Genomic DNA, 546 nt, shown 5'->3' on the forward strand with positions numbered 1-546 from the left:
CGCATTGGTGGCGTCATAGGTCCAGGCGATCTCGCCCGAACCGTCGCCGAACGTCGAGTTGCTCACGCCATCGAGCAGATCATCGAGGCTGAAGGCGCCGAGAAGCGTGGCTTCCTGGCCAGCCGTCAGCACATAGCCATTGGCGAGCGTCGCCGTCGTCACCACGCTGTTGGTCACAGAAGCCTGCGGCTCGTCCGACAGGTCGACATCGTCAAAGGTGATGGTGCCGGTCACGTCGACCGGATCGGCGTCGGCGAGCGGCGCAAGGTCAGCCTGCTCGTCAACCGTGCCCGACTGCACGCCCGAAGTGATCACCGGTGCGTCATTGGTGCCGTTGATGGTGATGGTGACGTCCTGCGAGGCGGTGCCGCCGTTCTGGTCGTCGACCGTCACGGTGAAGGTCAGAACCAGCTGGTCGTTCTCGCCCAGGAAGTCGATCGCCGCATTGGTGGCGTCATAGGTCCAGGCGATCTCGCCCGAACCGTCGCCGAACGTCGAGTTGCTCACGCCATCGAGCAGATCATCGAGGCTGAAGGCGCCGAGAAG

The 546-nt window shown here is 64.1% G+C and carries 1 protein-coding gene; it reads right to left on the reverse strand.

Annotated features, from left to right (window positions below):
• A partial coding sequence (locus O4H62_RS26295; protein ID WP_269391849.1) for a VCBS domain-containing protein occupies positions 1-546 on the reverse strand: 546 nt, incomplete at both ends.

Source organism: Parahoeflea alexandrii (assembly GCF_027214025.1).
GTDB lineage: Bacteria > Pseudomonadota > Alphaproteobacteria > Rhizobiales > Rhizobiaceae > Hoeflea > Hoeflea alexandrii_A.